The organism is Achromobacter sp. 1014246743, assembly GCF_059760725.1.
This window is the reverse complement of sequence record NZ_JCBANA010000060.1, coordinates 1-21935: the sequence shown is the minus strand read 5'-3', so window position 1 is coordinate 21935 and position 21935 is coordinate 1. Positions and strand designations below refer to the sequence as shown.

General features: G+C 69.0%; 22 protein-coding genes. 8 read left to right on the top strand and 14 right to left on the bottom strand.

The genetic code is table 11. From position 1 onward, the window contains the following. Nucleotides 1–35: 35 nt before the first annotated feature. Nucleotides 36–746, bottom strand: coding sequence for a Crp/Fnr family transcriptional regulator (locus AC6LJ2_RS22445; RefSeq protein WP_263911679.1), 711 nt, complete (start codon nucleotides 744–746; stop codon nucleotides 36–38). A gap of 212 nt (nucleotides 747–958) precedes the next feature. Between AC6LJ2_RS22445 and AC6LJ2_RS22440 the strand changes: the two genes are divergently transcribed. The 5 genes from AC6LJ2_RS22440 to AC6LJ2_RS22420 all read left to right on the top strand — a co-directional run bounded on the left by AC6LJ2_RS22440 (nucleotide 959) and on the right by AC6LJ2_RS22420 (nucleotide 7135). Beyond that, on the top strand, nucleotides 959–2596 hold the full coding sequence (locus AC6LJ2_RS22440; RefSeq protein ID WP_263911678.1) for an AMP-binding protein: 1638 nt from the start codon (nucleotides 959–961) through the stop codon (nucleotides 2594–2596). A 31-nt stretch (nucleotides 2597–2627) separates the two neighbouring features. Further along, nucleotides 2628–4397 carry an acyl-CoA dehydrogenase gene (locus tag AC6LJ2_RS22435; protein WP_263911677.1) on the top strand — a complete coding sequence of 590 codons (1770 nt, stop codon included), beginning with the start codon at nucleotides 2628–2630 and terminating at the stop codon, nucleotides 4395–4397. A 181-nt stretch (nucleotides 4398–4578) separates the two neighbouring features. Continuing rightward, nucleotides 4579–5592 carry an ABC transporter substrate-binding protein gene (locus AC6LJ2_RS22430; RefSeq protein ID WP_263911675.1) on the top strand — a complete coding sequence of 338 codons (1014 nt, stop codon included), beginning with the start codon at nucleotides 4579–4581 and terminating at the stop codon, nucleotides 5590–5592. Next, nucleotides 5589–6407, top strand: a complete 819-nt coding sequence (locus AC6LJ2_RS22425) for an ABC transporter permease (RefSeq protein ID WP_263911673.1) — start codon at nucleotides 5589–5591, stop codon at nucleotides 6405–6407. Before AC6LJ2_RS22430 ends, AC6LJ2_RS22425 begins: the two co-directional genes overlap by 4 nt. After that, nucleotides 6395–7135: an ABC transporter ATP-binding protein gene (locus AC6LJ2_RS22420; RefSeq protein WP_498152211.1), complete on the top strand. Its 741-nt coding sequence runs from the start codon at nucleotides 6395–6397 to the stop codon at nucleotides 7133–7135. Before AC6LJ2_RS22425 ends, AC6LJ2_RS22420 begins: the two co-directional genes overlap by 13 nt. Nucleotides 7136–7199: 64 nt before the next feature. On the opposite strand, the gene AC6LJ2_RS22415 is transcribed toward AC6LJ2_RS22420, so the two are convergent. After that, nucleotides 7200–8429, bottom strand: coding sequence for an MFS transporter (locus AC6LJ2_RS22415; RefSeq protein ID WP_263911670.1), 1230 nt, complete (start codon nucleotides 8427–8429; stop codon nucleotides 7200–7202). Nucleotides 8430–8579: 150 nt separating this feature from the next. Here AC6LJ2_RS22415 and AC6LJ2_RS22410 point away from each other — a divergent pair, with 150 nt between their 5' ends. Further along, nucleotides 8580–9029, top strand: a complete 450-nt coding sequence (locus tag AC6LJ2_RS22410; protein WP_263911669.1) for a winged helix-turn-helix transcriptional regulator — start codon at nucleotides 8580–8582, stop codon at nucleotides 9027–9029. Nucleotides 9030–9066: 37 nt separating this feature from the next. Here AC6LJ2_RS22410 and AC6LJ2_RS22405 read toward each other — a convergent pair whose 3' ends face one another. From AC6LJ2_RS22405 to AC6LJ2_RS22380, 6 genes are all read right to left on the bottom strand, one after another. Continuing rightward, a complete protein-coding gene (locus tag AC6LJ2_RS22405; protein WP_498152210.1) occupies nucleotides 9067–10062 on the bottom strand; it encodes a pyridoxamine 5'-phosphate oxidase family protein in 996 nt (331 codons plus the stop codon). Between the two features lie 39 nt (nucleotides 10063–10101). Beyond that, nucleotides 10102–10731: a glutathione S-transferase family protein gene (locus tag AC6LJ2_RS22400; RefSeq protein ID WP_263911666.1), complete on the bottom strand. Its 630-nt coding sequence runs from the start codon at nucleotides 10729–10731 to the stop codon at nucleotides 10102–10104. A gap of 193 nt (nucleotides 10732–10924) precedes the next feature. Beyond that, nucleotides 10925–11317 carry a type II toxin-antitoxin system HicB family antitoxin gene (locus AC6LJ2_RS22395; RefSeq protein WP_025135446.1) on the bottom strand — a complete coding sequence of 131 codons (393 nt, stop codon included), beginning with the start codon at nucleotides 11315–11317 and terminating at the stop codon, nucleotides 10925–10927. 57 nt (nucleotides 11318–11374) lie between these two features. Then, on the bottom strand, nucleotides 11375–11533 hold the full coding sequence (locus AC6LJ2_RS22390) for a type II toxin-antitoxin system HicA family toxin (protein WP_369797629.1): 159 nt from the start codon (nucleotides 11531–11533) through the stop codon (nucleotides 11375–11377). Between the two features lie 103 nt (nucleotides 11534–11636). Next, the gene (locus AC6LJ2_RS22385; protein WP_445659145.1) at nucleotides 11637–12524 is read right to left on the bottom strand and encodes a LysR family transcriptional regulator; all 888 of its coding nucleotides are present in this window, start codon (nucleotides 12522–12524) and stop codon (nucleotides 11637–11639) included. Between the two features lie 51 nt (nucleotides 12525–12575). Continuing rightward, nucleotides 12576–13535, bottom strand: a complete 960-nt coding sequence (locus AC6LJ2_RS22380; RefSeq protein ID WP_263911664.1) for a LysR substrate-binding domain-containing protein — start codon at nucleotides 13533–13535, stop codon at nucleotides 12576–12578. A 101-nt stretch (nucleotides 13536–13636) separates the two neighbouring features. On the opposite strand from AC6LJ2_RS22380, the gene AC6LJ2_RS22375 reads away from it, so the two are divergent. Further along, nucleotides 13637–14995, top strand: coding sequence for an MFS transporter (locus AC6LJ2_RS22375; protein ID WP_498152209.1), 1359 nt, complete (start codon nucleotides 13637–13639; stop codon nucleotides 14993–14995). Between the two features lie 81 nt (nucleotides 14996–15076). Here the strand turns inward: AC6LJ2_RS22375 and AC6LJ2_RS22370 are convergent, their stop codons facing one another. Continuing rightward, nucleotides 15077–15970, bottom strand: coding sequence for a LysR substrate-binding domain-containing protein (locus AC6LJ2_RS22370; protein WP_498152208.1), 894 nt, complete (start codon nucleotides 15968–15970; stop codon nucleotides 15077–15079). A 142-nt stretch (nucleotides 15971–16112) separates the two neighbouring features. Here AC6LJ2_RS22370 and AC6LJ2_RS22365 point away from each other — a divergent pair, with 142 nt between their 5' ends. Next, nucleotides 16113–16772: a flavodoxin family protein gene (locus tag AC6LJ2_RS22365; protein WP_498152207.1), complete on the top strand. Its 660-nt coding sequence runs from the start codon at nucleotides 16113–16115 to the stop codon at nucleotides 16770–16772. On the opposite strand, the gene AC6LJ2_RS22360 is transcribed toward AC6LJ2_RS22365, so the two are convergent. The 5 genes from AC6LJ2_RS22360 to AC6LJ2_RS22340 form a co-directional block, all read right to left on the bottom strand. After that, nucleotides 16681–17658, bottom strand: coding sequence for an alpha/beta hydrolase family protein (locus AC6LJ2_RS22360; RefSeq protein WP_498152206.1), 978 nt, complete (start codon nucleotides 17656–17658; stop codon nucleotides 16681–16683). The two genes, AC6LJ2_RS22365 and AC6LJ2_RS22360, sit on opposite strands and share 92 nt — an antisense overlap. Nucleotides 17659–17768: 110 nt before the next feature. Continuing rightward, nucleotides 17769–18611, bottom strand: coding sequence for an AraC family transcriptional regulator (locus AC6LJ2_RS22355; protein ID WP_445658676.1), 843 nt, complete (start codon nucleotides 18609–18611; stop codon nucleotides 17769–17771). A gap of 118 nt (nucleotides 18612–18729) precedes the next feature. Further along, the gene (locus tag AC6LJ2_RS22350) at nucleotides 18730–19689 is read right to left on the bottom strand and encodes a proline dehydrogenase family protein (RefSeq protein ID WP_498152205.1); all 960 of its coding nucleotides are present in this window, start codon (nucleotides 19687–19689) and stop codon (nucleotides 18730–18732) included. A gap of 154 nt (nucleotides 19690–19843) precedes the next feature. After that, a complete protein-coding gene (locus AC6LJ2_RS22345) occupies nucleotides 19844–20758 on the bottom strand; it encodes a DMT family transporter (RefSeq protein WP_445658674.1) in 915 nt (304 codons plus the stop codon). Nucleotides 20759–20979: 221 nt separating this feature from the next. Further along, nucleotides 20980–21935 (bottom strand): FAD-dependent oxidoreductase (locus tag AC6LJ2_RS22340; protein ID WP_498152204.1); only part of this gene is annotated, 956 nt, incomplete at its 5' end.

The following is a 21935-nucleotide window of genomic DNA, read 5'->3' as shown; positions in this document are numbered from 1 at the left end:
TGGGCCCTTCGCTGCCCGGCGCGGTGGCGCCACGCTCAAAGCTGATCGGCCCCGAACAACCGCAGCCGCCCCAGGTCCAGCACCTGGATCTGGTTGTAGGCCAGCCCCAGGATTCCCTGGTCCGCCAGCGTCTGCAACGCCTGATTGACCCGCTGGCGCGACAGGCCGGTCAGGTACCCCAATTCTTCCTGCGAAATCGCCAGCGTCAGGTCGGTGGACGGATACAGCTGCGGGTTGAACAGCTGCGCCAGGGATTGCGCCACGCGGGCATCGGCGTCCAGCAGGCGATGATTCTGGATCGAGGCGATGAATTCGCCCATCCGGTTGTTCAACTGCCCGATCACGAAGTGCGAGAACGGCAGGCTGGCCGACAGCAAGGCGTGAAACGTGTCCACCGGCACCCGCAGGACCAGCGACGGCTGGATGGCGACCACGTCGTATTTGCGCAGTTCGCGCTTGATGACGCTGCCCTCGCCGAACCAGCCGCCGGGCGGCACGCCGGAAAACGTGCAGCTGCGCCCGGATTCGTTGTAGATGGCCAGCTTCAGCAGGCCGGCATGCACGCCCAGCCAGTAATCCGATGGCGCGTTGCGGCGCGCGATCCAGGCGCCGCTGGCGACGTGGTCGGCGCGTGACGTGGCCAGGACCAGGTCCTGATGCGCAGTGTCCAGCGCGCCGAACCAGGCACAGGCGTCGAACAGCTCGGCGAGCTCGTCGGCGGAAACAGCGTTTGAAACATCGGACATGGAAAGAACCGTGTAAAACTGGAGGTTGGCACGTACGCGGAAGGTCTGTCATGCAGGCGACAGACAGTATTTTCCGGCGACGGATAAGCTTCTCGCAAGCAGCGGGATGCAGCAAGCGACCGGACCCACGCGGACAGCAAGATCCGCGATCCCGATCAAGCTTTCCGCACACAGGCTATCCGGGCGCGCCCCGTGCCCGACAGGAGACAACCATGAGCAGCATGTTCGAACACGGCCTGGCGCGCCGGGACGCCAACTATGAGCCGCTGACCCCGGTGGATTTCATTGCGCGGGCCGCGCAGGTGTATGGCCAGCGGCTGGCGGTGGTGCATGGCAAGGTGCGACGCACCTGGGCCCAGACCTACGAACGGGCGCAGCGCCTGGCCGGCGCGCTGGCGGCCGCCGGCATTGGCCGCGGCGACACGGTGGCGGTGATGCTGCCCAATATTCCGGCGATGGTCGAGGCGCATTTCGGGGTGCCGATGCTGGGCGCGGTGCTCAATACCCTGAATACCCGGCTGGACACGCCCAGCGTGCTGTTCATGCTGGGCCACGGCGAAGCCCGGGCACTGATCGTGGACACCGAATACGCCGACGTGGCGCAACGTGCCCGGGCGGAATTCCCGCATCTGAAAGTCATTTCAGTGCACGACCTGGACAGCGCACCGGCCACCTTGCCGGGCGCGACGGACTACGAGGACTTCCTGGCGGCGGCCCCTGCCCGCTTCGACTGGCAGCCGCCGGCCGACGAGTGGGACGCGATTGCGCTGAATTACACGTCGGGCACGACGGGCGATCCGAAAGGCGTGGTGTACCACTACCGCGGCGCCTACCTGAACGCGGTGAGCAATATCCTGGAATGGGATATGCCCAAGCACCCGGTGTATCTGTGGACGCTGCCGCTGTTTCACTGCAATGGCTGGTGCTTCGCCTGGACGGTGGCGGCGCGCGCGGGCGTCAATGTCTGCCTGCGCAAGTTCGATCCGCAGACGGTGTTCGACCTGATCCGCAACGAAGGCGTCACGCACTATTGCGGCGCGCCCATCGTGCAAAGCGCGCTGGCCAATGCGCCGGCCGCGATGCGGGCGGGCATCGACCATACGGTGCGCACCATGGTGGCCGGAGCAGCCCCGGCACCGGCGGTGATCGCCAAGATGAAGGAAATCGGCTTCGAACTGACGCACGTGTACGGGCTGACCGAGGTCTACGGCCCGGCCGCCGTGTGCGCCCGGCAAGAGGCCTGGGACGCCCTGGAAGACGAACAACTGGCCGCGCTGACCGCCCGCCAGGGGGTGCGCTACCACCTGCAGGCCGGCGTATCGGTGCGCGACCCCGAGACCATGCAGGAAGTGCCGGCCGACGAGCAGACCGTGGGCGAAATCATGTTCCGCGGCAATATCTGCATGAAGGGCTACCTGAAGAACGAGCGCGCCACCGACGAGGCCTTCGCCGGCGGCTGGTTTCATACGGGCGACCTGGGCGTGATGACGCCGGACGGGTATATCCGCATCAAGGACCGCAGCAAGGACATCATCATCTCGGGCGGCGAGAATATTTCCAGCATCGAGGTCGAGGACGCGCTGTACCGCCACCCCGCCGTGGCGGCGGTGGCGGTGGTGGCCATGCCGGACCCGAAGTGGGGCGAAACGCCCTGCGCTTTCGTCGAACTGAAGCCGGGCTGCAGCGCGACCGAGGCCGAGATCATCGCCCACTGCAAGCTGCTGCTGCCCGGCTTCAAGGTGCCGCGCGCGGTGCGCTTTGGCGAGCTGCCCAAGACATCCACCGGCAAGATCCAGAAGTTTGAACTGCGCGCGGCGGTGGGTTCCACCCGCGCGATCGATGCCACCTGATTCCCCTTCCACACGCCAGGAGCGCTACGCCATGACGTACCAAGCCCCCGTGAAAGACATGCTGTTCGTGCTGAACCACCTTGCGGGCCTGCCGCAGGTGGCGGCGCTACCGGAGTACGCCGAAGCCACGCCGGACACCGCCCAGGCGGTGCTGGAAGAGGCCGCGACCTTTGCCGCCGACGTGCTGGCGCCGCTGAACCACTCGGCCGACCGCGAGCCCAGCGCCTGGAAGGACGGCGCGGTGACGACGTCGCCGGGGTTCAGGCAGGCGTTTGCCCAGTACGCCGAGGCCGGCTGGCAGGGCATGACGCACCCCGAACAGTATGGCGGCCAGGGCCTGCCGGGCCTGTTGGGCGCGCCCTGCGCCGAAATGCTGAACGCGGCCAACCTGTCGTTCGCGCTGTGCCCGCTGCTGACCAACGGCGCGATCGAGGCGCTGCTGACGGCAGGCTCGCCCGCGCTGCGCGAGCGCTACATCGGCCCGATGATCTCGGGCCAATGGACCGGCACGATGAACCTGACCGAGCCGCAGGCCGGCTCCGACCTGGCCTTGCTGCGCACCCGCGCGCAGCCGGTGGGCGACGGCAGCTACCGGATTTCGGGCACCAAGATCTTCATTACCTACGGCGAACACGACCTGGCCGAAAACATCGTGCACCTGGTGCTGGCGCGCCTGCCCGATGCGCCCGAGGGCGTGAAAGGCATTTCGCTGTTCCTGGTGCCCAAGTTCCTGGTGAACGAAGACGGCACGCTGGGCGCGCGCAACGATGTGACCTGCGTGTCGATCGAGCACAAGCTGGGCATCAAGGCCAGCCCCACCGCCACGTTGCAGTTCGGCGACGCGGGCGGCGCCATCGGCTACCTGGTGGGCCAGGAAAACCGCGGCCTGGACGCGATGTTCATCATGATGAACGCGGCCCGCTTTGCGGTGGGCGTGCAGGGCATCGCGGTGGCCGACCGCGCCTACCAGCACGCGCTGGCCTATGCCGCAGACCGCGTGCAGAGCCGCCCGGTGGATGGATCATCGCGCGAATCCGTGACCATCATCCACCACCCCGACGTGCGCCGCATGCTGGGCACGATGCGTGCGTTGACCGAAGCCGGCCGTGCGCTGGCCTATTACACCGCCGGCCACGCCGACCTGGCCCACGCCAGCGCCGACCCGGCTGCCCGGGCCCGCCACCTGGCGGTGCAGGAATTCCTGGTGCCGATCGTCAAGGGCTGGTGCACCGAGGCATCCATCGACGTGGCCAGCCTGGGCGTGCAGGTGCACGGCGGCATGGGCTTCATCGAAGAGACCGGCGCCGCGCAGTACTACCGCGATGCCCGCATCCTGACCATCTACGAAGGCACCACCGCCATCCAGGCCAACGACCTGGTCGGCCGCAAGACGCTGCGCGACGGCGGTGCGGTGGCGCAGGCGCTGATCGACGAGATCCGCAAGACGGAAGAAGCGCTGCAGGCGCGCAGCGAGCCGGCCGCCCGGCTGGTGCTCACGCCGCTGCGCCAAGGGCGCCTGGCGCTGGCCAACACGGTGGATTTCGTGGTGGCCAACGCCGCCGCGCATCCCAATGCCGTGTTCGGCTCGGCCGTGCCGTATCTGCTGCTGGCCGGCACCGTGCTGGCGGGCTGGCAGATGGCGCGCGCCCTGCTGGCGTCGCTGGACCACCTGGCCGAGGACCCGGCCTTTCACCAGGCCAAGATCGACACGGCCCAGACGTACGCGCTGCACAAGCTGACGCAGGCGCCCGGGCTGGCGGCGGTGGTGGCGGGGTCGATCGAGTACGCGGTGCAGCCCTGAAGCGGCGCCAGCATCCCCTGAAAAGACCGCTGCGGCGGTCTTTTTTCATGCATGGAGGCACGGTTAAACATATAACCAATAAGAATAAAGAAAAGAAATAAACATATCTAAAATTATTAAGCGGACACTGCCCGCAGGCAAGACGCCAGCCGTATCAAGGCGTAGTACAGGACCCTTCCCCATGCTTCGCAAGCTGTTTTCCGCCGCCCTCATTGCCACTGCTTTCGCCGTGGCCCCTGCCCATGCCGCCCCGCCCGCGCTGGAAATCGGCTACCTGCCGATCCTGCCGGACGCGCAGTTGTTCGTGGCGCTTGAAGAAGGCACCTTGCAGGCCCAGGGCGCCCCCGCCCCCAAGCTGGTGCAGTTCCAGAGCGGCCCCGCGCTGACGCAGGCGCTTTTGGCCGGCCAGCTGGACGTGGCCTACGTCGGCATCGGCCCGGCGCTGGTGGCCAGCGCCAAGGGCGCCGGCATCAAGGTGGTGGCCTCCAATATCGTGGAGCAGGTGAACGTGGTGGCGCTGGGCGCGCTGGCGCCGTATTTCGCGTCGGGCGACCCGGCCACCGCGTTTGCGCGCTTTGCCAAGGACAAGGGCAGAAAGCCCGTGATCGCCAGCTACCCCAAGGGCGCGGTGCCCGAAGCCGCGCTGCAATACTGGCTGCGCAAGCAGATCAAGGCCGACCCGGCCAGCCTGGAACTGATCTACCAGGGCGAAGCGCAGATCCAGCAATCGCTCTTGACCGGCGCCATCGACGGCGCGGCCATCCTGGAGCCCACCGTGACCACGGTGCTGACGCGTGCGCCGGATTCGCGCGTGGTGGCGCGCGGCTCGCAGCTGTTTCCGAACCAGCCCGGCGCCGTGCTGCTGGTGCGCGACAAGCTGATCGCCGACCACCCCGAGGTGGTGCAGCAACTGGTCAACGCCCAGTTGTCCGCCACGGCCCTGCTCAAGAACGACCCGGCGCGCGCCGCGGGCCACGTGCAGAAGTACGTGGGCGGCGGCCGCCTGGACCGCGCCCTGGTGGAAAAAGCCATACGCAGTTCGCACGACCAGTTCGTGGCGGACCCGCACGCCATCGTCGACGCCACGGCCGAGCTGCAGACCTTCCAGGCCAGCCTGGGCACGGTCGAGGCACCGCCGGTGGACGTGAAGCAGCTGTTCGACACGCGCTTCTTCGACAAGGCCGCCAAGCCATGAGCCAGACCGCCCAGGCCTATGCCGCCCCGGCCGCGCGCACGCGCGCCGAAGCGCCGCCCTGGCACGCCGCCGCCCGCCGCGCCGCCTACGGCATTGCAGGGCTGGCGATCTTCATCGGCATCTGGAAGGCCGCGCTGATCTGGCAGTGGGCGCCCCCGGGCACCCTGCCCGACCCGTTCGCGCTGCCCGCGACACTGATGCAGGAATGGCAGTCGGGCCGGCTGCTGCCCGCCATCGGGTCGAGCCTGGTGCATTATTTCTGGGGCCTGGCGGCGGGCACGGCGCTGGGCTTTGCCGTCGGCCTGGCCGCGGCCACGCTGCCGCGCTTTGATCTGATGCAGGCCTACCTGGCGCGCATCCTGCGGCCGATTCCGCCGCTGGCCTGGGTGGTGTTCGCCATCGCCTGGTTCAAGGTCAGCCATGCCGGCGCGGCATTCGTCATCGCCATCGGCGTGTTCTGGGTGAACTACTTCGCGACCTACAGCGCGGTGCGCAATGTGGACCCGCGTTTTTACGAACTGGCGCGCGCCTTCGGCCACGGCGGTTACCTGGCGCGCGCACTGACCGTGACGCTGCCCGCCATCGCCCCCGGCGCGCTGTCGGGCGTGCGGACGGGCATCGGCCAGGCCTGGATGACGCTGATCGCCGCCGAGTTGCTGGGCGTGCCCGGCATGGGCCAGGAAATGAACGCCGCCGCGGGCGTGGGCGCCTACGACGCGGTGGTGGTGTACATGCTGATCATCTCGCTGGTCTACACGATCTGCGACCTGGCGTTTTCCGCCGTCGAAGGCAAGGTGCTGCAATGGCGTCCGTGATCGCGTTTTCCAAGCTGTCCTACCAGCATCCCGGCGCCGCGGCGCCCGTCATCCAGGGCCTGTCGCTGGATATCGAGGCGGGCAGTTTCGTGGCGGTGGTGGGCGGATCGGGCGTGGGCAAATCGACGCTGCTGCGCGCCGCGGCCGGGCTGGCCGAACCGGCTTCGGGCGAAGTGCGCTTTCAGGCACCGACGCGTCCCGGACGGCGCAGCCGCGCGGTGGTGTTCCAGGACAGCCGCCTGATGCCCTGGCGCACCGTCGGCAGCAATGTCGGCTACGGGCTGGAGGGCCTGGGCCTGGATCGCGCGGAACGCCAACGCCGAATCGACGCGGCGCTGCAGCTGACCGGCCTGGGCGACTATGGCCGCCGCTGGCCGCACCAGTTGTCCGGCGGCCAGGCCCAGCGCGTGGGCATTGCCCGGGCGCTGGCGGTCAAGCCCGACCTGCTGCTGATGGACGAGCCGTTCAGCGCCGTCGACGCGATCACCCGCCGCAACCTGCAACAAGAGCTGATCCGGGTGTGGCAGGCGTCGGGCGCGGCGGTGCTGTTCGTGACCCACGACATCGAGGAAGCCGTGTTCCTGGCGGACAAGGTGGTGGTGCTGGGCGGCCGCCCGGCCAACATCGCAGGCCACTACGACATCGACCTGCCCCGCCCGCGCGACCGCGCCGATCCGGCGTTTGCGCGGCAGGTCGCCGCCATCGCGCATACGCTGGAACATCACTGAACCGCGGCGCCCCGGTGGGCGCCACCGGTCGCTGATCCGCACCGCGCAGGCGCCCCCGTATGCGTCACCCCTGCTGTGTCGCGCAGGCCGCCTTCAACGGCGCCTTGCGCGGCAAGGTCACGGCCCAGAACACAGCGGCCACCAGACCCAGGCCCGCGCCCAGCACGCATACGCCCAGCCAGCCCGCCCGCGCGTAGACGGCGGTCGACGCGATCGACCCCAGGCCGCTGCCCACCGCATAGAACATCATGTAGCCGCCCACCAGCCGGCTGTGCGCCTGCGCGCCGATGCTGAAGATCATGGTCTGGTTGGTGACGTGCAAGGCCTGCGCGGCGATGTCCAGCAGCAGCACACCCAGCGCCAGCGCCCACAGGCTCTGGTCCAGGAACGCAATGGGGATCCAGGCCAGGCACAGCAGTGCCAGCCCCGCCCCGGTGGTGCGCTGGCCCAGGCCACGGTCCGCCAGGCGCCCGGCGCGCGCCGCCACCAGCACGCCGGCCACGCCCACCAGTCCGAATGCGCCCACGGCGGTGTGGGTCAGGGAATGCGGCGGTGCGCTCAGGGGCAGCACCAGCGCGGTCCAGAACGCGCTGAAGCTTGCGAACATCAGCAACGCGATCACACCGCGTACCTGCAATACGCGCTCGGTGGCCAGCAGCGTGAACAGCGATCGCAGCAGCGCCCCGTAGCCCAGACCGGCCGCCGGCAATTCGCGGCGTGGCAGCCAGCGCGCCAGCACCAGCGCCAAGGCGGCGGCCAGCACGGCGGACACCAGGTACACGGCGCGCCACCCCCACAGATCGGCAACGGCGCCGGCCAGCGTGCGGGCCAGCAGCAGGCCGATCACCACGCCCCCCTGCGCCGCCCCCACCACCCGGCCACGCTCGGCAGGCGCGGCCAGGGCGGCCGACAGTGCCAACAGGCCCTGCGTCATGGCCGTGCCCAACAAGCCCAGCGCCAGCATGCCGGCCAGCAGCCAGGGCGAATTCGTCGCCCCGGCCACGGCCGTCAACGCCAGCACCAGCAGCCCCAGTTGCCCGAGCATCAGCCGGCGGCGGTCCAGCAGATCGCCCAACGGCACCACCAGCAACAGCGCGAGCGCGCAGCCGACCTGCGTGGCGGTGACCACGATGCCCACCGCCCCCTCGTCCAGGCCGAATTCACGGCCCATGGCGTCCAGCAAGGGCTGGGCGTAATACACGTTGGCCACGCTCAGGGCACAGGCCACCGCCAGGAGCAACACCAGGGCGGTGGGCAGGCGGGCGGCGGGCGCGGGGTCGGATCGTTCTGGCATGCTTGCCTCTTTTGGTTTCATAACAAAACTAGAATGCTAGGCCTTAAGGTTTTATAATGCAACTACAAATTCGCGATTCACATTGACGTCCAACCGGAAGGCGGCACGCCCTTCCCTGATGCCGCATCGCCCGGCAAAGGTCCGCACGACATGGTCAAACGCACCAGCCTTGAAGGCGCTGCCTGCCCGGTGGCGCGCTCGCTCGACGCCATTGGCGACTGGTGGTCGCTGCTGATCGTGCGCGACGCGTTCGACGGCTTGCGGCGCTTTGGCGAATTCCAGAAAAGCCTGGGCGTGGCCAAGAACATCCTCAGCGACCGCCTGCGCACGCTGGCCGCCCACGGCATCCTGGCCACGGTGCCGGCCTCGGACGGCAGCGCCTACCAGGAATACGTGCTGACGGAAAAAGGCCAGGCGCTGTTTCCCGTCATCGTCGGCCTGCGCCAATGGGGCGAAGACCATTACTACAGCCCCGCCGAAGCCCATTCCCAGCTGATCGATCGCAAGCGCGGCCAGCCCGTCAAGCGGCTGGAAATCCGCGCGCAGGACGGCCGCTTGCTGGGGCCGGACGACACGGTGGTGCAGAAGGTCGACGGCTGATTCTTCCGGGCACGATGCCGGCGCGATACCTGCCTGGCTACGCCGCTACCGCGCCCGGCCAATGCCCCGTCGCCAGGGCGGTCGGCGAATAGCTGTTGAAACGCCAGCGCAAGGCCAACGCCCCGGGGCGCGCGCGCACTCGCTGCACATGCACCCGCCACAGGCGCTCCGCGCCTTCGAAGGCAGCGATCTCCGGGCTGTCCAGCACCACCTCGGCGCGGCCCGACAGCTGCAGCACGTCGCCGCGCTCGAAGTCGATGAACAGCAGGCCGGCGCGCGGATTGATCACCAGGTTGCCCAGCGTATTGAAGAAGCGGTTGCCGGAGAAATCCGGAATCGTCAGCGTATTGCCATCGACCCGCACAAAGCCCGGCTTGCCGCCGCGATGGGACACGTCGACACGGCGTCCGGCGTCGTCGGTGTCGGCGTAGCTGGTCACGAACAGGGTGTCGGCTTGCGCGATGAGCGCGCGGTCGGCCTCGTTCAACGCGGCACGCTCATGCCCCGCGCCGGGAAAGCGCAGCGCGGGCGAACGCGAGAAAAAGAATTCGCGCGCCTGGATGTATTGAGGGCAGTTGCCGAAAGACTCGCCCACCGAGATATCGAAGCGCTTGCCGTCCCAGGCACTGATCTGTCCGTTCATGCGGTTGCGGCGGCGCGAGTGCAGCTCGATGCCCAGCAAGGCGATGGCCTGCGCTGCCCCCAGCCCCGCGGACAGCGGATCATCGGCGTCGGGCACAGCCGCCACGCGCAGCGTCGTCGGGTCCGGCGAACGCAGAAAGCCCGGCTCGCCCTCCAGCACGCCCGCCCACGGATCGCCCTGCGCGTCGACCGCGCCAGCCACCACGAAGGGCAACTGCTCGAAGAAGGTCCGGTGCTGCTCGGGCATGTAGTCGCGAATCACCTTGGCGCCGACCTGCGCCATGCGCTCGGCCATGCCGATGTGGGCTTGCAATTGGCGTTCGCCGGCATGCCAGGGCGTGGCGGGGGCCGGGTCTGTGACGGTGGCGTTGGCGTTGGCGTTGGCGGTCATGGTGGGCTCCTTGGCGGTATCAGGCGCTTGGCCGCGGCATCAGGCTGCCAGCAGCCCGACGGGCGTGGTCACCATCGGCACGAAACCCGGCAAGGCCTCGATCCGTGCCAGCCACGCGCGCACCTGCGGATACGCCGCCAGCGACACATTGCCTTCGGGTGCATGCGCCACATAGGCATAGCAGGCCACATCGGCAATGGTGGGCGCGGCGCCCGCCAGGTAGCCGGTGGCGGCCAATTCATGTTCCATCACGGCCAGCAGCGCGTGGGCCCGCGCCAGCGTGGCGGGCACGTCGTACGGCGCGCCGAACACGGTGACCAGCCGCGCCGCAGCCGGTCCGCCGGCCAACGGACCGGACGCCGCCGACAGCCAGCGCTGCACCGCGGCCGCGCCCACGGCGTCTTCGGGCAGCCAGGCCTGGCCGTTGTAGCGCTTGCACAGATACACCAGGATGGCGGTCGAATCCGCCACCACCACGCCGTTGTCGTCGATGACCGGCACCTGGCCAAACGCGTTCAGCGTCAGGAAGTCAGGCTGCTTCTGCGCGCCGCGGCGCAGGTCGACCTCGACCACGCGATGCGGCACCTGCAACAGGGACAGCATCAGCGCAACGCGGTGGGCGTGGCCGGACAGGGGAAAGCTGTAGAACGTCAGGGAAGCGGAGGACATGGCGCAATCTCAAGAATGGAAACAGGGTTCCATCTTGAACCGGCCCGGCCCGCCAGGGAACCGCCAGCGGGCGCAAGACACTATTGCGAAAAAAAGCGATATTCGGCCCTGTGCCACTGCGCACTTGCGGCGCTGAAGCGCGCCTTGTCTGCAATCCGACAAGGCGCGGCAGCAGAGTCCACAGACTGTGCTTTCAACAAATCAATGCCATATGGGCGATGAAGCCGCTTCTGCTTTCTCCAGCCGCTCGTGCTCGATCATCCAGGCGTTTCAGAATGCGCCGAGGCAAAGTGATATTCACGCGCTCGACGGACTCATCCATGACGGCGGGATCCACATCGACAATTGCCCAGACCCAGCCCTTGAATGCCGGATCACTTTGATGGGTCGCAATGCTGGTGGGTGCGGGAACTGTCTCGCCAGAATCAATGGCGGCCTCAATCCAAAGCTCTATGGCCTCTTTGGCGTTATCAATTGCCTGATCGATCCCGTCATCCGCCGCTGAATAGCAACCGGGGAGATCAGGAACCACCACGCTCCAGCTCTGAGCATCGCTTCCGGGTTCGATTGCTATGGGGTATTTCATTACGGTATTCCTTCTTGTACGTCGAGAGGCCCCGGCTTGCAGCCCAGGGCCTGCTCTCTATTTCAAACCTGCTTTTGTCAGTATCTGGTGCACGAGGCCTTTACCTAGCTCCTTTTTGGGGTGGGGGACAACCAGGTGTCCGGGGCGGTCCGGGTGGTAATAGATGTGATGCGAGCCCTTTACTCTATTCAGCTTCCATCCGGACTGCAGCAGCATGTTGGTAAGTTCTCTGCTGTCCATATGTGTACTATACACACTTTGATGTGTATAGTACACACTACTAGAAATGACCTCCTGGACCGACAGACCTGCCGCACGTTCACCCCGGCAGCGCCGCCAGGTCTCGCCGCAACGCGTCGACGCAGAAATCGACGAAGCTGCGGACCTTGGCCGAGCTTTTGCGGCCTTCGGGGTAGACGACGTGGACGGGTATCGGCGGCAGTTCGTAATCGCGCAGCACCACTTGCAGCGCGCCGCTGGCCAGGTGGCGGGCCACCTGATACGACACCACCTGGGTCAGGCCCCAGTCTTCGCAGGCTGCCTTGATGGCCCCCTGGAACGAGGTGACCGTCAGTTGCGAAGCCATCGGCAGGCGGCGCGGCTGGCCGTCCTGCTGGAAGCGCCATTGCGGTCCGCGGCCTTCCATGGCCGCCGTGATGGTGCAGAACTGTGCCAGCGCGTCGGGCGTGTCCGGCGTGCCGAAACGCTGCAGGAAGGCGGGCGAGGCGCACACCACGCGCCGCACGTGGCCCACGGCGATGGCGGTCAGCGACGAATCGGGCAGCGCGCCGATGCGCACGGCCACGTCCACGCCTTCGTCCATCAGGTTCACCACGCGGTCCACCAGCAAGGCGCGCACCGATACCTCGCGATGGTCTCGCAGGTAGCCCAGCACCGCGGGCATGACGTGCAGTTCGCCAAACAGCGACGGCGCGGTGATGTGCAACGACCCGCGCGGCGCGGCCATGGCGCCGGCGGCGGCGTCATCGGCCTGCTCGACATCTTCGAGAATGCGGCGGCAGTCCTGGGCGTAGCGCTCGCCGGCTTCGGTCAGGCGCAGGCTGCGGGTGGTGCGCACCAGCAGCAGCGCGCCCAGCCGGCGCTCCAGCGCGGAAACGCTGCGCGTGACGGCGGGGGCCGACATGGCCAGGCGGCGAGCGGCGGCGGCAAAGCTCTGGGCTTCGGCCACCGCCAGGAACACGCTCATTTCATGGAACCGGTTCAAGGCGTCGTGCCTCCTTAATGGGATTGCGGCCGGTCAGGCCGCGACGGGCCGCTGCGACGCGGCAGGCCGGGCATGGGCGTTGCCGGCGGGCAGGCCCGGCGTCGCGGGCAAGGCGGCCACGCTGTCGCGCACGCATTGCCGCACGATGTCGGCCAGGGCGGCGGCAACGGGACCGGGCTGGCGTTGCGCGCCATACAGCGACAGCGTCAGGCTGGGCAATGGCGGCAGGCCCCGTTCGCCCGGCGCCAGCACGCGCAGGCCGGCGGGCAGGCCCAGCGGCGTACGCACCATCAGCCCCAGGCCCGCGCTGACCGCCGCCCACAGGCCCGCCAGGCTGGGGCTGATGAATGCCGACGTCCAGGCGATGCCGGCGCGGTCCAGCGCATCGGTGGCGCGGCTGCGAAAGAGGCACGGCGCTTCGAAGGCCACCAGCGGCAAGGCGTTGCCCGCACCCGCCCAGGCCTGGTCCGGCGCGACGGGCCCGATCCAGCACATGGGCAGCTCCGCCAGACGCGTGGCGTGCGGCTGCGCGGCATCGACGTCCCACGCCAGCGCCAGGTCCAGCTCGCCCGCGGCGATGCGTTCAAGCAGGTCGGCGTTGCGCGCCACGCGCGCTTCGATGCGGACCTGAGGGTGCGCGCGCGCGAACTGGCCCAGCACCTGGGGCAGCAGGATTTCGCCGAAGTCTTCTTGCAGGCCCAGGCGCACCCGGCCCTGCAACTGAGCGCCACGCACGGCAACGGCGGCCTGGTCGTTCAGTTCGAGCAGCCGGCGTGCGTAAGCGAGCATGGTCTCGCCGGCGTCGGTCAGTGCCAGGCCGCGGCCGGCCTTGCGCAGCAGTGGCACGCCGGCCTGGTCTTCCAGCTTTTTCAACTGCGCGCTGACGGCGGACGTGGATCGGCCGAGCCGGTCGGCCGCGCGGCCGAAGCTGCCCAGTTCGACGCCGGCCACGAAGCTGCGCAACACGTCCAGGTCAAAAGTGACCGATCGCATGATTGTCCTGTTTTTCAAAACCTTTAGTTGAAAATTTCCTGATTTTCAGAACCATCTTACGAGCGCAGACTCAGACGCGTCAATCCTGCCTGGAACGTGCCATGTCCTTGTCTACGCTATCCGCCCCGGCCTCGCGGCCGGCCCTGTCCCCCCCTCGTCCTGCCCACCGTTGGAAGGTGCTGACCGTGGGCGTTGCCGCCAATGCGGCGTTTTCGGCTGCCGCCGCCGGCTTGCCCGCCACCGCCGTTTTCATGCGCTCGGGCTACCGCCTGGACAACGACCAGCTGGGCCTGGCGCTGGGCCTGATGGGCCTGGGCGTGGCGCTGTTCGAACTGCCGTGGGGCATGCTGGCCGACCGCTGGGGCGACCGGCCCGTGCTGCTGGGCGGCCTGGGCGCCACTGCGGCGGCGCTGGCCTGGATGAGCCTGTACGCCGCGCCCACGCATGGCGCCGTGCCCACCCTGTGGCTGCTGGCGGTGGGCCTGCTGCTGGTAGGGGTGATGGGCGGCAGCGTCAACGGCGCCAGCGGCCGCGCGGTGATGGCATGGTTCGACGAAGGCGAGCGCGGCCTGGCCATGAGCATCCGCCAGACTGCCGTGCCGCTGGGCGGTGGGCTGGGCGCGCTGGTGTTGCCGTGGCTGGCCTCGCAGCTTGGCTTTGCGGCGGTGCTCGGCCTGCTGGGCGCGCTGTGCGCGGGCGCCGCGCTGTTGACCCTGGGGTGGCTGCGCGAGCCGGATCGGATGCGGCCCCACCCCGCGGCGCCCACGCACGCCGCCGCTGCGCCGATGCCCGCACACACCGCGTCGGCTGCCGCGCCACCCATGCCCGGCACGCCCGCGGCCACGCCGCCAACCCGCTCGGCCCCGCCCAGCCCGCTGCGCGACGCGCGCGTCTGGCGCGCCGCGCTGGCCATCGGCCTGCTGTGCTGCCCGCAATTCGCCGTGCTGACGTTCGCCACCGTGTTCCTGCACGACTACAGCGGCGCCGGCATCGCCACCCTGACCGCGGTGATGGTGGCCGTGCAGGTGGGCGCAATGGCGGCGCGCATCGCCAGCGGCCGCTGGACCGACCGCCGGGGCAACCGCCGCGCCTATCTGCGCGGTTGCGTCTGGCTGGGTTTCTCGTTGTTCGCGGTGCTGGCCGGCGTGGCTTGGCGCCTGCAGGACGTGGCCAGCGATCCGCTCCCGATGGCAGCCGTGGCCGTGCTGCTGGCGGTGGCCGGCATCTGCGTGTCCGCCTGGCATGGCGTGGCCTATACCGAACTGGCCACGCTGGCCGGCGCGCAGCGCGCCGGCACCGCGCTGGGGCTGGCGAACACGTGCGTCTACCTGGGGCTGTTCCTCACGCCGCTGGCGTTGCCGCATCTGGTGGCCGCGTCATCCTGGCCGCTGGCGTGGCTGGTGGCGGGCGGCTTGATGCTGACGGCGCTGCCGCTGCTGCCGCGAACGGCGCGCCCCTGATGCCCCGCGCCGCAGCGGCCCGGGCATCCGATCCGCGGGCTGGGCCCACAGGCCCCCGGGCCCCGTTGCCACGCCCGGGGGCTAGGCCTTGAATTCCTGCCGCAGCCACGCCAGGAATGCCTTGACCGGCGGATGCCGTTCGCGCCCCGGCGCGCACAGCGCGGTGTAGGCCGCCCCCGGCACGCTGACCTGCGGGCGCAGCGGCACCAGCGTGCCGGCCTTGACGCTGTCGGACACCATCACCGAACTGGCCAGCACCAGCCCCTGCCCGGCAATGGCGGCCTGCAAGGCGTAATGCTCTTCCGCATAAGCATGCACCGCCGCCGGCTGGCGCCAGGCCGGCAGTCCGGCCGCGTCGCACCATTGCTGCCAACCTTCGTCGTAGAGCGCGGAATCGCGCCAGCGCACGGTGACCAGCGCGGGCCTGGCCCGGCCTGCGCGCTGCGCCTGCGCCACCACCGCCGGCGCGCCATAGACGCCAAAGCGTTCCTGCAGCGCGCAGGCCGCATGCAGCGCTGGATAGCGCCGGCTGCTGTAGCGGATGGCCACGTCGACGCTGGCATCCTGCAGCAGGTCGATGGTGTCGGCCTGGGCCAAGAGGCGCAACTGGTACTGCGGATAGGCCTGGTAGAAACGCCCCAGCCGCGGCACCAGCCACAGGGCCGCGAACGAATGGGTGGTGGACAGCGTCAGCGCGCCCGCCGCGCTGGCCGGGCGCAGGGCATCAAGCGTCTGCGCGATATCGAGCAAGGCGCCGTGCGCGCTGGCGAACAGGCGTGCGCCGCTGTCGGTCAGGCGCACGCCCTGTGGCACGCGATCGAACAGCGCCACGCCGGCGTGGCGCTCCAGCGCCTTGATCTGGTGCGACACCGCCGTGGGCATGACAGACAGCTCGGCCGCGGCCAGCTTGAAGCTGCGCAGCCGCGCGGCGGCTTCGAACGCGCGCAGCGCCGTGACAGGCAACGAGGCAAACATGAGGTGCCCTTATGGATGAATTCAATTCATCTTAGGCGAGAAATGCTCGTTTGTCGCGAGCCCGGCGCATGCCTACATTGGCAGTACGCCAGGGGATAGCCAGACCGGCATCCCGGCCTTACCCGCCATCGAGGTATTCAACATGAATTCAAATCACCCCAAGAAGCTATTGATCCTGGCCGGCAGCCCGCGCCGGGACGGCAACAGCGCGGCCCTGGCCGCCGCCGCCCAGCGCGGAGCGCTGGCGGCGGGCACGTCGGCCACGCTGCTGTTCCTGGACGACTACATCAAGGGCTTTTTGACGGACCTGCGCCACGCACCGCCCCCCGACGACCGCTATGCGGAACTGTTCCTGGAACACTACCTGCCCGCCGATGGCGTGCTGTTCAGCACGCCGCTGTACTGGTATGGCATGTCGGCCCAGACCAAGGCGTTCTTTGACCGCTCGTTCACGCACTATGCCGGCACCGGCCCGGAACCCGAACGGGTCAAGGCCGCCATGGCCGGCAAGCGCCTGGGCCTGGCCGTGGCGTCGGAAGAGACCTACCCCGGCGCGGTGCTGGGCGTGGTGCACCAGTTGCAGGAATTTTCCCGCTACACGCACGCCGACTTCGTCGGCTACGTGCACGGCGCCGGCAACAGCCGCGGCGAGATCGCGGCGGACCCGCGCCACCCGCTGCAGGCTGCCGAGACCCTGGGCGCCGAGTTCTTCACGCGGAAATACTCGGACTACCGGCTAGAGACGCCACGCAGTCACAACGTATGGGCGTCGCCCCCGCCAGCCGACGCTCGCCGCGCGTAAGCCAGCCCAGCGCGATGGGCCAGAGCGCGTCGCGGAATCGCTCGTGGAAGAAGGCGAAATGGCCGATACCATCCAGCCCGAGCGAGGCAGGGGCCAGCCGCAGGTGGGTGCGGGCGCTGCCGGTGAAATAGCCCAGCAGCCGGCCGATGGCGGCCTCGGTGCCGAATTCGTCGTCGGTCACGCTCAGGGCCAGGATGGGCGCGGTCACCGCCGCCATCGTCGCCACGCGGCGCGCACCCGCCGGTCCGCCGCGTGTCTCGAAGCGCGGGCCCATGAAGCTCCAGTCCCGCACCACCCCGCGCGGCGTGTCCTCCAGCCAACCCAGCCGGCGCCCCGGGAAGTAACCCAGGCAGGCGGCCAACAGCGGCATGGCCACGTGCCATTTGGCCAGCATGCGCAGGCGCTGGCCCGCCGCGTAGTCGCGCCAGTAGGCGTACTGCGCACCCATGGTGAAAATGCGCCGCAGCCCCTGCGCGGACGGCGCCAGGCCCGTGACGAAACCACCGATGCTGTGTGCCACCACGTCCACCGGCTGGCCCGGAAAATGCGTGGACACGTAGCGCAGCACCGCTTCGAAGTCCCGCTCGCCCCAGTCCATCCACGACGCCTGGAAGCCTCGCAGGGAGTCGGGGCGCGACTCGCCGATGCCGCGGTAGTCATAGGTGACGACGTCCAGGCCGTGCTGGTACAGGTAGGCGGCAAAGCGGGCGTAGTAGCGGCAGCGCACCGAAGTCGCCGCATTGATGACGACTACGGGTCGGGCCGCGGTCGGTCGGGCCGCGGTCGGTCGGGCGGCGGTCGCTCCGGCAGCGTCCTCGTGGCGCCACACGAAGCCCCCCAGCGCCACCCCGTCCGCGGCGCGCAAGGTGATGCGTTGAGCTTCCATCTTCACATTCCCTTTCATCAATCGATAAAGCACCGAAAACCTGCGAATAGCTCGATTAAAGCCGCTGAAAAAACGCGCTTCAACCAATTATTCGTTGCTCATCGCATGATTTACAGGAATGTCTTGCGTGCCACGGCACGGGCGGCCGACCGATTCATCGCCCCCGGCGGACTGCCATACACCTGCTTGAAGACTCGGGTCAGGTGGGCCTGGTCGGCAAAGCCCACGGCCGCCGCGGCCTGGGCCAGCGGCAAGCCGCTGCGCAACAGTGCGCGGGCGCGCGCCACCCGCCAGTTACGCAGCCACGCCTGCGGCGGCAGCCCGTAGCGCCGGGCAAATTGCTTGACCAGGGTGCTGCGGTGCTTGCCTTCGGCCTGTGCCAGCGCCTCCAGGTCGGGCGCGCAGGACGGATCGGACCGCATGCGCTCGAACAGCAGCGCGCAGACGTCCGGTTCGGCCGAACCCGTTGCCTTGCCCGCCTGCATCGCCTCGCTGGCCGGCTGCCCGTGCGCCGCCAGCAGCGCGAACAACGCGGCCGACAGGCCACTGCGGCGTGCGGCGTCGCCGGTCTCGTCCGGGGCCAGCGCGGCCAGCCACTGGTCGCACAGCGCCGCGTCGCGGATGACCGGCCCCGCCAAGGTCAACCCCGTTTCGCGCAGCGCCCACGCATGGTCCTGAAACCAGGCCGGATCGATATACGCCATGCGGTACGCCAACAGGCCCGCGGACGTGCCGCCGGTATGCACCTGGCCGGGTGCGATCACCACCAGGTCGCCCTCGCCTGCCTCGAAGCCCTGGCCGCGCACGGTAAAGGTACAGCGCCCCCGGGCGATGGCGCCGATGGACCAGGCATCGTGAAAGTGGGCCTCGAAGCGGTAGGCGCGCAGGTCGGCGATGAGCACGTCGCCAGGCAGGCCCGCGCCGCAATGCCAGATATGTTGGGAAACCGCCATCGAAAAACCGCCAGGAAAAATTCAGGACATGCCGCCACGACGATAACGCGGGAACGCAAACCCGGCATGTCCACGGCCCGGACCGGTCAAGACAAACGGCCCGCACCGGCGATGGCGGCTATCCGAAATACTCGGCGTCCGATGCCAGCGACCGCGCCAGCAGCCACGCATTGCGGGGATTTTCCCCCACGCGGCGAATGGCGTAGGGCCACCAGTCGGCGCCGAACGGCAAATACACCCTGACGTTATAGCCCAGCCGCCGCAGCGCCAGCTGCCAGTCCGGCCGCACCCCGTACAGCATCTCGAATTCAAAGTCGTCCGGCGCCCAGCCGCGCTCGCGGGCCAGCATCATGATGGCGCCGGCCAGGCGGTCGTCATGGGTGCCGAACACCGGCAGGAAGCCCGCCTCGCGCGCGGCGGGCGACAACATGATGGACGCGGCATCCAGATAAGCCTGGTCGATACGGACGCGCCCCGAATGGTCCAGCGCGCGTTCCGGAAAGGCGCCCTTCACCAGCCGCAGCGAGGTGCGCTGGCCGATCGCCCACGCCAGGTCTTCGGGGGTGCGGCGGCGGCGCGCCTGCAAGGTCAGGCCGGCGGGCAGGCCCGCCGCCAGCAGCGTGCGATGCAGCGCGCAGGTGCGGTCGCGGATGGCCGAGTCTTCCATATCCAGCACGACCCAATCGCGGCCGCCGCCCGCCGCCTGCCGCGCACGGTCGGCGATGCGGCGCGCATTGGCTGCGCCGAGCGCGTCGCTGCGCATATAGCCGATGGCGGTGGGGTCGATGGATACGTGCACGTCCAGCCCCGCCTGGCCCAGGGCGGTTGCCGCTTCGATGGCCTGGCGCACGTTGTGCTCGATCGCGTCGGGACCGGCCACGTATTCGCCCAGGTAGAACAGCGACGCGCGGATACCGTGCGCCTCGCGCAGCCTCGCAGCGGTGCGCACCGCCTGCGTCACGTCGGCGCCGCCAACGAAACGCCGCGCCAGCGAGGTACGCGCGGCCAGGCCGCGCATGGCCCGGCCGATGCCGGGGCTGCGCGCCAGCGTGATGGCGGTTTTCTGGAAAAGGCTCATAGGCGCTCCGTACGAAAAGCGCCACTATGGAAGGGCCGCACGGGCCTGTCTTGAACAGGAGTGAATCCGGCGCCCTCGCGGGCAAACGGGGGCACCGGCCCGCCCCCGAACATGATTGCCGGGGCCACGCACGGCGCGCCCCGCCCCGCTCAGATCAGGCCTTGCCGGCCGCCAAGCCCGCTGCCCGGCTGCGGCCGAACAACGGCCGCTGCACGGTCTGCGCCAGCAGCACCCCGGCCAGCGTCACCGCGCCGCCAAGCAGGTGGTAGCCATGCAATTGCTCGCGCAGCAGCATGAAGGCCGCCAGCGCCGTGAACAGCGGCAACAGGTTGATGAAGATGCTGCACCGGTTGGGACCCAGACGGTGCACGCCTTCGATCCACAGGAACGAGAGCAGCACCGACGAGAAGATGCCGGCATACAGGATCAGCGGAATCGTCTTCATGTCCAGCGCCGCCTGCGCCGCCGGCACCCGCAGGTACAGCGGCAGCATGTACAGGAGCGCAAAGATCGACTGCACGAAGGTGGACTGCCAGGCCGGCACCGGCACCTTCCAGTGGCGCAGCAGCACGCCATACAGCGCATAGGAAAACGCCGCCAGCAGCATCAGGCCATCGCCCACGTGGATACCGTGCTGGAACACGCTGAGCATGTCGCCCTGCCCCACCAGGTACAGCAGCCCCAGGAACGACAGCGCGCCCCCGGCCGCCATGCCCAGCGTCAGCGGATCGCGCAGGATCACCACGCTGAGCAGCATGCTGAGCAGCGGGATCAGCGCGGTCAGGATGGCCATGTTGGTGGCGGTGGTGGTTTCGGCGGCGCGGTACGACAAGGCCTGGAACACGGCCGACGACAGCGCGCCGTACAGCGCCAGCTTGGGCCAGTGGCGCAGGATGGTCTTGCGGTTGCGCCAGACTGGCGCGGCCGTGAACAGGCCCATGATCGCCAGCGCCAGGATCAGCCGGTAAAAGGTGATGGCGGTGGGCGAGATGGCGCTGGCGGCCATCTTGGACACGATGACATTGCCCGCCCAGAACAGGATGGCGAACAATGGAAACAGGTAGGACATGATGGGTTCACTCGCAGGAGGGGGATCGGCCGCGGCAGGCACATGTGTCCCACCCGCGGATATCCGCCATCCTATTGAGTGCCCGAACGCCCGTCTGCCGATGAAGAGGCAGGGACTATCTGGAAATGGACATTCCCGGACGCCCTGCCGCCACCTTGGCGCGGGCAGTGATTGCGCCCCGCCCCGCTCAGGGCCGGACAGGGCGCTGGGCCCTGCCCCGATCAAGGCCGGAACATCGCCTCGTCGAGCGGCGCCGGCAACCCCGCCATGCGCGCCGTCAGCAGCGCGGCGCTGCCGCAGGCCAGCGTGAAACCCAGCGCGCCCTGGCCGATATTGAGCCACAGGTTGTCGGCGGCCGGGCTGCGGCCGATCAGCGGCTTGCCCGTGGGCGTGGCCGGGCGCAGGCCGGCCCAGGGAATGGCCTGGCTCAGGTCCAGCGCCGGGAAGGCCTCGGCCACCTGGCGCTTGAGCAGCGCGATGCGCGCCGGGTCGATGTCGGCATTGCCAATGCCGATGTCGACCATTGCGGCGATCCGCAGCACCCCGCCCACCCGGGCGTAGACGATGCGGCGTTCGTAGTCGGTGACGCTGATGCGCGGCGCCACGGCGTCGTCGTCGGCCAGCGGCACGGTCAAACTGTAGCCCTTCAGCGGATACAGCGGCACGTCGTGCCCCAGCGGCCGCAGCAAGGTGCGCGTGCCGACCCCGGTGGCCAGCACGATCGCATCGGCGCCGATGTCGCCGTCGCGCGTGTGCACGGCCACGATGCGGCGGCCTTCGCGTTGCAGGCCCGACACCGGGTTGGACATGGCGCATTGCACGTTGGGCAAGCCCTGCAACCGCTCGAACAGGGCCTGCGTGAACTGGCGGCAATCGCCCGCCTCTTCGCTGGGGGTGTAGACGGCGCCGGCCAGGCTGGCTCCCATGCCGGCCAGCGCGGGTTCACGCGCCAGCGTCTGGGCGGCGTCCAGCACCTGCTGATCGGACCCATGGGCGGCCTGGTAGGCCACCAGCGCGCGCGCCTTGTCCAGCAAGGCCGCGCTGCGGTAGGCGATCAGCTTGCCATTCTTCAGGTGGCCGAATTCCAGGTCTTCCTGGCCCAGCAGGGTGTGCATGGCGTCACGGCTGAGATACGACAGCGCCAGCAGCTGGGCCGTGGCCTGCCGCGCCACCGAGG

Excerpts from the sequence above, each read along its gene's own strand:
- AC6LJ2_RS22445 (WP_263911679.1), bottom strand. The coding sequence starts at position 746 with ATGTCCGATGTTTCAAACGCTGTTTCCGCCGACGAGCTCGCCGAGCTG.
- AC6LJ2_RS22440 (WP_263911678.1), top strand. The coding sequence starts at position 959 with ATGAGCAGCATGTTCGAACACGGCCTGGCGCGCCGGGACGCCAACTAT.
- AC6LJ2_RS22435 (WP_263911677.1), top strand. The coding sequence starts at position 2,628 with ATGACGTACCAAGCCCCCGTGAAAGACATGCTGTTCGTGCTGAACCAC.
- AC6LJ2_RS22430 (WP_263911675.1), top strand. The coding sequence starts at position 4,579 with ATGCTTCGCAAGCTGTTTTCCGCCGCCCTCATTGCCACTGCTTTCGCC.
- AC6LJ2_RS22425 (WP_263911673.1), top strand. The coding sequence starts at position 5,589 with ATGAGCCAGACCGCCCAGGCCTATGCCGCCCCGGCCGCGCGCACGCGC.
- AC6LJ2_RS22420 (WP_498152211.1), top strand. The coding sequence starts at position 6,395 with ATGGCGTCCGTGATCGCGTTTTCCAAGCTGTCCTACCAGCATCCCGGC.
- AC6LJ2_RS22415 (WP_263911670.1), bottom strand. The coding sequence starts at position 8,429 with ATGCCAGAACGATCCGACCCCGCGCCCGCCGCCCGCCTGCCCACCGCC.
- AC6LJ2_RS22410 (WP_263911669.1), top strand. The coding sequence starts at position 8,580 with ATGGTCAAACGCACCAGCCTTGAAGGCGCTGCCTGCCCGGTGGCGCGC.
- AC6LJ2_RS22405 (WP_498152210.1), bottom strand. The coding sequence starts at position 10,062 with ATGACCGCCAACGCCAACGCCAACGCCACCGTCACAGACCCGGCCCCC.
- AC6LJ2_RS22400 (WP_263911666.1), bottom strand. The coding sequence starts at position 10,731 with ATGTCCTCCGCTTCCCTGACGTTCTACAGCTTTCCCCTGTCCGGCCAC.
- AC6LJ2_RS22395 (WP_025135446.1), bottom strand. The coding sequence starts at position 11,317 with ATGAAATACCCCATAGCAATCGAACCCGGAAGCGATGCTCAGAGCTGG.
- AC6LJ2_RS22390 (WP_369797629.1), bottom strand. The coding sequence starts at position 11,533 with ATGCTGCTGCAGTCCGGATGGAAGCTGAATAGAGTAAAGGGCTCGCAT.
- AC6LJ2_RS22385 (WP_445659145.1), bottom strand. The coding sequence starts at position 12,524 with ATGAGCGTGTTCCTGGCGGTGGCCGAAGCCCAGAGCTTTGCCGCCGCC.
- AC6LJ2_RS22380 (WP_263911664.1), bottom strand. The coding sequence starts at position 13,535 with ATGCGATCGGTCACTTTTGACCTGGACGTGTTGCGCAGCTTCGTGGCC.
- AC6LJ2_RS22375 (WP_498152209.1), top strand. The coding sequence starts at position 13,637 with ATGTCCTTGTCTACGCTATCCGCCCCGGCCTCGCGGCCGGCCCTGTCC.
- AC6LJ2_RS22370 (WP_498152208.1), bottom strand. The coding sequence starts at position 15,970 with ATGTTTGCCTCGTTGCCTGTCACGGCGCTGCGCGCGTTCGAAGCCGCC.
- AC6LJ2_RS22365 (WP_498152207.1), top strand. The coding sequence starts at position 16,113 with ATGAATTCAAATCACCCCAAGAAGCTATTGATCCTGGCCGGCAGCCCG.
- AC6LJ2_RS22360 (WP_498152206.1), bottom strand. The coding sequence starts at position 17,658 with ATGGAAGCTCAACGCATCACCTTGCGCGCCGCGGACGGGGTGGCGCTG.
- AC6LJ2_RS22355 (WP_445658676.1), bottom strand. The coding sequence starts at position 18,611 with ATGGCGGTTTCCCAACATATCTGGCATTGCGGCGCGGGCCTGCCTGGC.
- AC6LJ2_RS22350 (WP_498152205.1), bottom strand. The coding sequence starts at position 19,689 with ATGAGCCTTTTCCAGAAAACCGCCATCACGCTGGCGCGCAGCCCCGGC.
- AC6LJ2_RS22345 (WP_445658674.1), bottom strand. The coding sequence starts at position 20,758 with ATGTCCTACCTGTTTCCATTGTTCGCCATCCTGTTCTGGGCGGGCAAT.